Source organism: Streptomyces sp. NPDC000880, assembly GCF_053599675.1.
Genome location: NZ_JBSFMS010000079.1, coordinates 1 through 7,657, shown reverse-complemented (window position 1 = coordinate 7,657; position 7,657 = coordinate 1). Strand labels below are relative to the sequence as shown.

Here is a 7,657-nt window from a genome sequence, read left to right as displayed (position 1 = left end):
TACCCTTCGAGCGTCGTGACGACCGCGGTGGCTTCCGTCGTGACAACGACCGTCCGTCGTCCGGCGGCTTCCGTCGCGACGACCGCCCCACGGGTGGCTTCAACCGTGACCGTGACGACCGTGGTGGCCGTTCCTTCGAGCGTCGTGACGACCGTTCCTCGGGCGGCTTCCGCCGTGACGACCGCCCGACCGGCGGCCACCGTGGCAGCGACCGTCCGTTCAACCGCGACCGCCGCGACGACCGCCCCGCGGGCGGCTTCCGCTCCGGTGGCAGCGACCGCCCGTACGGCCGCCGCGACGATCACCGCGGAGGCACGACCGGCACCGGCACGAACACGGGTTCCTTCGGGCGCCGTGACGACAAGCCGCGCTGGAAGCGCAACGGCTGACCTGGTCTGACCTGACGGCCTGACTGGCAGGGCCCGTACGACACTGGGGTGTCGTACGGGCCCTGTTTGCGTCGGTGAGACGGCTGTTGCTGCTGTTACGATCCGGCCACTCGCGTGGGGGGGTCTGCCGGGGGGCAGCTCAACAAGGTTCCAGTGCCGCACAGGCGCTCGGTCCCCCACGCCGTCTTCTTGCCCTGGGGAGGGACTGAGTGAGTTCTTCCGGCGTGACCTGGCGCTCGACGGCAGCCTTGCGCCAGGGCCCAGGTCCGATTTGGCAAGCGGTACGTACCCCGGCACTTGTTACTCCGACCCGGTGTGCCGGGTGGCGCAGGCCACCGGGGACGGTGGCGTCGCTCACCTCGACATGTGGGCTGACGACGGGCGCGAAGTGGTGCGGGTGGTCCGCGGGCCCGGGGACGTCTCGACCACACGGACACCCGCGGGAGTTCGTGGGCGTGAGCGTCTCGGGCCGATTCGCCGTGTACGACAGTGAGGAACCCGCTACCCAGTACGTGCTCGACACTCAAACGAAGCAGGTGCTGCGGACCGGCTCGCCCGTTGCGGCCTCGCTGCGGGGCAGCGAGCTATGGCAGGCCATTCCTGACCAGCCCGGACGTCTCGCATTGACGTACCTTCCCAGCGGACAACAAACGACAACCGTCGAGATGGACGCGCCATGCGTTCCCAGTGAGATCCAGGCAGTTATGGGCCGGATCTACTGGCGTTGCCCGGGAGAAGGCCCGGCCGGCGTGTACGACCGTACGACCCGTAGGTCGACACCGGTACCTGGAGGGGACTCGCTGCTCGGCGACGGGTATCTCGTTCACCGCCCGGATCCCTCCACGCTGGAGATCATCGACTTCTTTCCGCCGCGGGAGCGACCTCGCCGTTGTCCGCGATCGACGCCGTTGGGCCGCTGTCTGTGGACCTTCGCCAAGCGAGTAAGTCGCCCTCAACTGACGGACGGGTGGCCCGTCAGCCGATACCCGATCGGCTGACGGTCACCGTCCGGCTATGCTCAGGGGTGTTGTGCCGAGGGCCGTTAGCTCAATTGGCAGAGCAGCGGACTTTTAATCCGTTGGTTGTGGGTTCGAGTCCCACACGGCCTACTGCCCGGAGGGCGGGGAAACCCCCTCTGACCTGCTGTTCAGCGCCTCGACTGGCTTCGGCCGGTCGGGGCGCTGTGTCGTTCCCGGCCTCGTGCGTGAGCGATGCGTGAGGGGACGTCCCGGCAGCAGCCGCTACGGAGGCGGCCTTACGGGCACGAGGTACCAGCTTGGCGGCGGCTTCTGCGGCGGCTTTGTCGACCTCAGGCAGCAGGCTCGTGTACGTGTCCGAGGTCAGCGTGATCGTGGAGTGGCGCAGCGTCTCCTTGATCGTGTGCAGGTCACCACCGCCGCCGTGGGTGAGGGTCGCGGAGACGTGCCGCAGGTCCCGGAGGGTGATGGGCGGAAGGTCGGTGCGTCCCGAGGACGCGGCAGAAAGGCGGTGGGGCGAGGGGGCCGGCCAGGACTGGGCCGATGTGGATCTGGACGCCGGCCTGATCACACCCGCCAAGGTGATCGTGGTCGACGGCTGGGATCCATACGAGTCCGCGCCCAAGACCGATGGAAGCGCCAGCACCATCGCCCTCGACAGCCTGAACGTGGCCGTCCTCCGCGGGCACCGCGAGCGTCAACTCAAGGAGAAGGAGAAGTGCCGGCACCGCCTGGCAGGACACCGGCACACGCAGGAGGACGGGTCCTGTCTCCACCCCGAGACGGTCTCGGAGAGGCCGCGCGTGCCGGAGAGGTGGAAGAACGCGTACAGCCGCTCACCCTCGGCTGCATCGAGGGAGACGCCGAACTGCTCAGGCGTCCACACCATGACGGCAGAGGGCTTCTCGCCGGTGGCACGCCAGCGCGCCGCCCGCCGCTCGGTCCACAGCAGCGGCTTCGGTCGTTTGCCGGACTCCAGCTCGACGTGAGCGGCGAGGTTGAACGTGATGAGCTGCTGGCTGATCGCCGCGTTCAGCGCTGCTCGGAGAAAAGATCGGCGGCGCCGAGAGACGTCCGTGCCAGGGCCCGGCGGCGTCGGTGGGCCGCCAGCACGCCGACCTGTCTTGACCGACCACGACCCGCCGTTCCACTTCCTGGGCGGCACCATCCGGCGTGTCCCCGTCGACGTCAGCGGGCAGCGCTTCGCCGACCTGTAGAAGGAGGCCACGGGCACGTTCATGCGGGACCAGTGGGGCTGCCGCAGCGCCGCAGGAGTCGACAATTGGCCGGCAATGTCCGGCGGGTGGATCCGGAGGGCCGGAACATGGGCAGTGGCGCCTGGACCGGTGTGGCGGTGGCGGGCGTCACTGCCGCGTACGCATTGGGCTCGCGTCGGCTGTCCTCGACGCCGCTGTCGTCGGCGATCGTGTTCGTCGGCTCCGGGATCCTCCTCGGGCCGGCCGTGCTCGACATCGTCGACCTGAAGCACGACGCCGCACCGATCATCGCGCTTCTCGAAGCCACCCTGACGCTCGTCCTGTTCACCGATGCCATGACGGTCCGCAGACGGGACCTTCAGACCGGCGGCTTTCTTCCCGGCCGTCTGCTGGGCATCGGACTGCCGCTGAGTATCGGGGCGGGCTGGCTGCTTGCCTGGCCTCTGCTGCCAGGGCTGACGGTGTGGGAGCTCGCACTCGTCGGCGCCATCCTCGCCCCCACCGACGCCGCCCTCGGAAAGACCGCCATCTCCCATCCCCGGGTCCCGGCGCTCGTACGTCACGGACTGAATGTCGAAAGCGGCCTGAACGACGGCATGGTGCTGCCCTTCTTCGTCCTGTTCCTGGCAGCCATCCCGGGCACGCAGTATTCGGAGGAGGGCGTGGCGGGTGTCTTCTGGCGTGCACTCGTGCTGAGCACCGCGCTGGGTCTGCTGATCGGTGGGCTCGGCGGTCGGCTGCTGCAGTGGTCCCGGGCCAGGGGATGGGTCACGCGGGAGTGGCGGCAGGTCTACCTGCTGGCCGTCGCGGCAGGGTCGTACGAACTCGCCGTCGTGACGGACGGCAGCGGCTTCATCGCCGCCTGGGTCGCCGGATTCGCCTTCGGGTTCGCCCTGCGCCGTTACCGAACCGGTGGCGAGAAGGAAGGCCAGGACCGCACGGCCGAGTTCGCCGAGAACCTGGGAGGACTCCTGGCGTCGATCAGCCTTTTGGTCTTCGGGGCGGTGCTGCTGGGCCCTGCGCTGGAGCACCTGAGCTGGCGGATCATCCTGTACGCGATGCTCAGCCTCACCGTCGTCAGGATGCTGCCGGTGGCCCTCTCGCTCGCCGGGAGCAGTCTGCGGCCGCCCACGGTGGCGTACATCGGGTGGTTCGGGCCACGCGGTCTCGCGTCCGTCGTGCTGGCCCTGCTCGTGGTGGAGGAGCACGTGGCCGGAGTGGAGCTGCTGGGCCGGGTGGTCGCGATCACCGTCGGCCTCAGTGTCCTCCTGCACGGCGTCTCGGCCGTAGCCCTCGCCGAGCGGTACGGCCGCTGGCACGAGAAGGCCGCGGCCACCTCCCGTGACCTGCGCGAGGGTACACCCGTACCCGAGACCCCCGGGCGCCGCAGGCTCGGCCCCCTGGACCAGCCAGAGACGTGATGCCGCGCCCCCGTGCCGGCTGCAGCACCGGGTCACTTCCCTGGAACAGTGCGGGATCGGCACGTTCGGGACAACAGATCCCGCCGTTGAGCGTGGTCTCCAAGGCGCGGCTCATCCGCCACCGTCCAGCGACCAGTGCAGCTCGATCTCAAGCCATTGGCTTTCGTGGCGCCACGTGGCCAGGGCGGTCACCAGCTGGCGGCTCAATGCGCCGGCCGTCAGTGAGCGCCACCGGCAGCCGACAACGGCGACCGCGGCGGGGCGTGTCAGCCGGGTCGGCCGGGTCGTGCGGGCGGCCGGCCATTGGGCCATCCCCGTTCAACGCCGTCGCCACCGCATCCCTGGTAGCGCGTCCGAGCGAGTACCCATCCCGGCCGGGCCGACGCGCTCAGGCGGGACGGCCGGGCCGGGATCAGCCCGCCAGGACCTTCTGCTTGGCGTGCTGGAATTCCTCGTCGGTGATCTCGCCCCTGTTCTTGAGCTCGGAGAGCTTGGCCAGCTCGTCCGCTCGGCCCGTGCCCGTACTTCCGGCGGTTTGCCGGATGAACGCGTTGAGTGACTCCTGCTGTGCCCTGGCGTACTGCTGTTCGCGCTTGCCCATGCCACGTCCCCGGGCGATCAGGTACACGAAGACGCCGAGGAACGGCAGGATGATCACGAAGAAGGTCCATCCCGTCTTCGCCCAGCCACTCAGCGAGTCGTCGCGGAAGACATCGCCGATGACGCGGAACAGCAGGATGATCCACAGGATCCACAGGAAGATCCACATCAGCGTCCAGAACGCGCCCAGGAGCGGATAGTCGTATGCCAGGAACAGGTTGCTGCTCATTTTTGTCCTCCTGCCTCCGCCGTGCCTCGCGGCGCGACAGTCGTTTCCAGCCCCTGGGCCGGCACCTACCCGGGCAGCCGGCCAGGCCCGGCCCCGTCGGCTGACTGCCTTGCAGCCGGGTCGATGGCCGCGTCAGGCAGCCTGGAACGCCTCCGCGATATGACTCGCGGCCGACACGATCCGGGCGCTGCCCACCACGGGCGCGACCGCGACGAGTGTCCCCTGCACCTTTTCCAGCGGGACGCCGATCTCACCGGCCGCTCCGACATTGAGGAGGTAGGAGGCGGGTGCGGCGTCCATCGCCACGAGCGCGGCGATGCGCAGGAGCAGGTAGGTCTCCTCGTCCAGACCCGACCGCTCGAATGTGTCGGTCGTCATCTGGACGAGGGTCTCGAACACTGGCGCGTCGCCCTCGGCGAGCGCACTGATGGTCTCTTCAGGGGTCCTGTTCTCGGTCATGGGTGGTTCTCCTTTCGCGCGGTGCCGGGCCGCGTTACGCGGCTTCGGCGGAGACCCGGCCAATGCGTACGGCGTCGGCGAGGGCTTGGTGGTCGCGTTCGTTCTGGTCGGCGTAGCGCTCGGCGAAGACGGTGAGCGCGCGGTCGAACACGTCGCCGCCGCCGAGGTAGGCGGCGATGGCGATGCGGTCTCCGGAGCGGGCGTGGGCGCGGGCGAGGGTGGCGCCGCAGAGTTCACCGAAGGCGCGCATGTCCCGGGGGACCATGAGCTGGGGTTCGGCGATGCCCTTCCAGTCCCGCAACTGGCGGATGTAGAAGTCGCGTTGGCGTCCGTCGATGCCGGTGAGGCGTTCCCAGCCGAGGAAGATGTCACTGGTGGCCTGCATCAGCCGCTGCCCGGCGACGACCCGTTCACCCTGGTTGTCGTATGCGCTCGTCCCGGTGTACGGGGCCAGCACCGACCGGTCGGCTTCCTTGGCCTGCAGCAGCAGCGGATCCTCGTCGTCCCTGCCGAGCAGCAGGATGATCCAGCAGCGGGTGCCGACGCTGCCGACCCCGACGACCTTGCGGGCCATGTCGACGATCCGGTACTGCCGGAGCAGATGGCGGCGGTCGGGCTGCAGGCTGCGGCTGTACCGCTCGATCAGCTCGCGGAGCTGTCCCTCCACCGAGTCGCGTTCGACGCCCGGCAGCAGGTCCTGGACCGGCACGATCAGCGGTGGGTCGGGGGTGATCCTGCGCCGACCGTCGACCACCCGCGTGAGCTTCTCGAAGGCCTGGAGGCTGTCGCGGGTGCGGGCCTTCGCCATCGCCTGCTGCGTACGCTTGCGGCCCCGCGCTCCCAGCTTCTGGTCCGCCAGGGCATGCAACACGTCCATGTCGGCCTGGGTGTACCAGACGGCGAGGTTGCCCAGCCCGGCCAAGCGGCGCATCTGCTCGCGGTACGACCGTACGGTGGCGCTTACGACGGAGGCCCGTTCGGCGTTCGTATAGCCATTCTCGCGTCCGGCGATGGCCAGGCTGGCGGCCAGCCTCTTGACGTCCCACTCCCAGGGGCCCGGCAAGGTCTCGTCGAAGTCGTTGATGTCGAACACCAGATGCCGCTCGGGCGAGGCGAGCAGCCGAAAGTTCAGCAGATGCGCGTCCCCGCACAGCTGCGCAGTGATCCCCGAGCGGGGGGTGTCGGCCAGGTCACCGGCCATGATGGCGGCGGCGCCGCGGTAGAAGCGGAAGGGGGACTCAAGCATCCGGCCGTAGCGGATGGGCACGAGCTCCGGCAGCCGGGCGGCCGACTGCGCCTCGATGATGTCCACCGGGTCCGGTCGCTTCGCCGGGGGCTGGTACTCCGCGTGAGCGGAGCGCGGCGCATCCGCCCGCGCGGCCCGACCCCGCGCGACCCGTTCCTCCAGGGGGTTCCCGCTGACCTGGTCGGCCATGATGCCACCTCCTGGACGGAGCGGTCCGGTGGGGCACCCGGCCCCGTTCCGGGCCCTGTTCCCGACCCCCACCCACCGTTCCACACTCTGCTCGGGCGGGCATCTCGGCCGCCTGTGGCGCGTGTCGCTGCATGTCGGTTCACAGGCTCAGCTGTTCTTAACCGCCAGCATCAATAACGTCTTCACGGGCGGCAGCCTTACGGACGTGTACGCGTACGCCGTGAGTCGCGAGCGCGAACAAAGCTCTTTCAGAGTGCCCTTGTCATGAACGTACTGTTCGGGTCGGGCTGGTAGTCCGCGAATGGTTCGCAGTGCTGGAAGCCGAACTTCTCGTACAACCTTCGGGCGGGCAGGAAGAATTCTGCGGCGCCAGTCTCCAGGCTCAGCCGTGTGAACCCCATGCGTTTAGCCTCGGCGATGATGTGCTCCAGCAGCTGAGATGCGATTCCGCTCCTCTGCTGCGTCGGCCTGGTACGCATCGACTTCAGCTCCGCGTGGCCCGCGTCCAGTCTCTTGATCGCACCGCAGCCCACCAGGCTGCTACCGTCCGAAACTGACCAGAACGTTATTTCGGGCTTCCGGAGGCTGTCGAGGTCGAGGGCGTGCTTGCTCTCCAAAGGCGTGAGGGACCGCATCTGCTGGATGTGTTCGTCGAGGAACCTCGCGATCTCCGGGCCGGAGAGGTCGTCCACCACGATCTTCAACGTGCTCACCTTTCTTCGGCTCCCGTCACGGGGTGCCGCGTCGCGTCGACTGGACCACCGCCCAAGCAGCCTCAGCGCTGCTCGTCACCTGGCCATAGCTGTACGAGAACAGGGCCGTGACTCCCGAACTCAGGCTCTGGGCCACTTTCTGTGGTTGCGTACGCAGGGTGACTGTTGATCTTCGTGTGATGCCGGTTGAGTTCGCCCGAAAATCGCCCGGCTGGAA

General features: G+C 68.7%; 6 protein-coding genes, 1 tRNA gene and 2 pseudogenes. 3 read left to right on the top strand and 6 right to left on the bottom strand.

The window, feature by feature from the left end; translation table 11 throughout:
• Together ACWDO5_RS23340 and ACWDO5_RS23335 are read left to right on the top strand one after the other, a co-directional pair.
• A pseudogene (locus ACWDO5_RS23340) lies at positions 1-389 on the top strand (DEAD/DEAH box helicase); the annotation flags it as partial.
• Between the two features lie 1,036 nt (positions 390-1,425).
• Positions 1,426-1,498, top strand: a tRNA-Lys gene (locus ACWDO5_RS23335).
• 145 nt (positions 1,499-1,643) lie between these two features.
• Here ACWDO5_RS23335 and ACWDO5_RS23330 read toward each other — a convergent pair.
• Positions 1,644-1,872, bottom strand: a pseudogene (locus tag ACWDO5_RS23330) (site-specific integrase); the annotation flags it as partial.
• Between the two features lie 776 nt (positions 1,873-2,648).
• On the opposite strand from ACWDO5_RS23330, the gene ACWDO5_RS23325 reads away from it, so the two are divergent.
• Positions 2,649-4,004 (top strand): cation:proton antiporter, encoded by a 1,356-nt coding sequence (locus ACWDO5_RS23325; RefSeq protein ID WP_450532284.1) that lies wholly within the window; start codon positions 2,649-2,651, stop codon positions 4,002-4,004.
• A gap of 412 nt (positions 4,005-4,416) precedes the next feature.
• On the opposite strand, the gene ACWDO5_RS23320 is transcribed toward ACWDO5_RS23325, so the two are convergent.
• The 5 genes from ACWDO5_RS23320 to ACWDO5_RS23300 form a co-directional block, all read right to left on the bottom strand.
• On the bottom strand, positions 4,417-4,833 hold the full coding sequence (locus tag ACWDO5_RS23320) for an SHOCT domain-containing protein (RefSeq protein ID WP_450532283.1): 417 nt from the start codon (positions 4,831-4,833) through the stop codon (positions 4,417-4,419).
• 132 nt (positions 4,834-4,965) lie between these two features.
• Positions 4,966-5,292 carry a carboxymuconolactone decarboxylase family protein gene (locus tag ACWDO5_RS23315; RefSeq protein WP_450532282.1) on the bottom strand — a complete coding sequence of 109 codons (327 nt, stop codon included), beginning with the start codon at positions 5,290-5,292 and terminating at the stop codon, positions 4,966-4,968.
• Between the two features lie 34 nt (positions 5,293-5,326).
• Positions 5,327-6,727: a DUF2252 domain-containing protein gene (locus ACWDO5_RS23310; RefSeq protein WP_450532281.1), complete on the bottom strand. Its 1,401-nt coding sequence runs from the start codon at positions 6,725-6,727 to the stop codon at positions 5,327-5,329.
• 248 nt (positions 6,728-6,975) lie between these two features.
• Positions 6,976-7,431 (bottom strand): GNAT family N-acetyltransferase, encoded by a 456-nt coding sequence (locus ACWDO5_RS23305; protein WP_450532280.1) that lies wholly within the window; start codon positions 7,429-7,431, stop codon positions 6,976-6,978.
• Between the two features lie 25 nt (positions 7,432-7,456).
• On the bottom strand, positions 7,457-7,657 hold a 201-nt coding region (locus ACWDO5_RS23300; protein ID WP_450532278.1), incomplete at its 5' end, for a hypothetical protein.

What these genes read in the sequence shown, in the direction of transcription:
- ACWDO5_RS23320 (WP_450532283.1), bottom strand. Translation starts at nt 4,833, where the DNA reads ATGAGCAGCAACCTGTTCCTGGCATACGACTATCCGCTCCTGGGCGCG.
- ACWDO5_RS23315 (WP_450532282.1), bottom strand. Translation starts at nt 5,292, where the DNA reads ATGACCGAGAACAGGACCCCTGAAGAGACCATCAGTGCGCTCGCCGAG.
- ACWDO5_RS23310 (WP_450532281.1), bottom strand. Translation starts at nt 6,727, where the DNA reads ATGGCCGACCAGGTCAGCGGGAACCCCCTGGAGGAACGGGTCGCGCGG.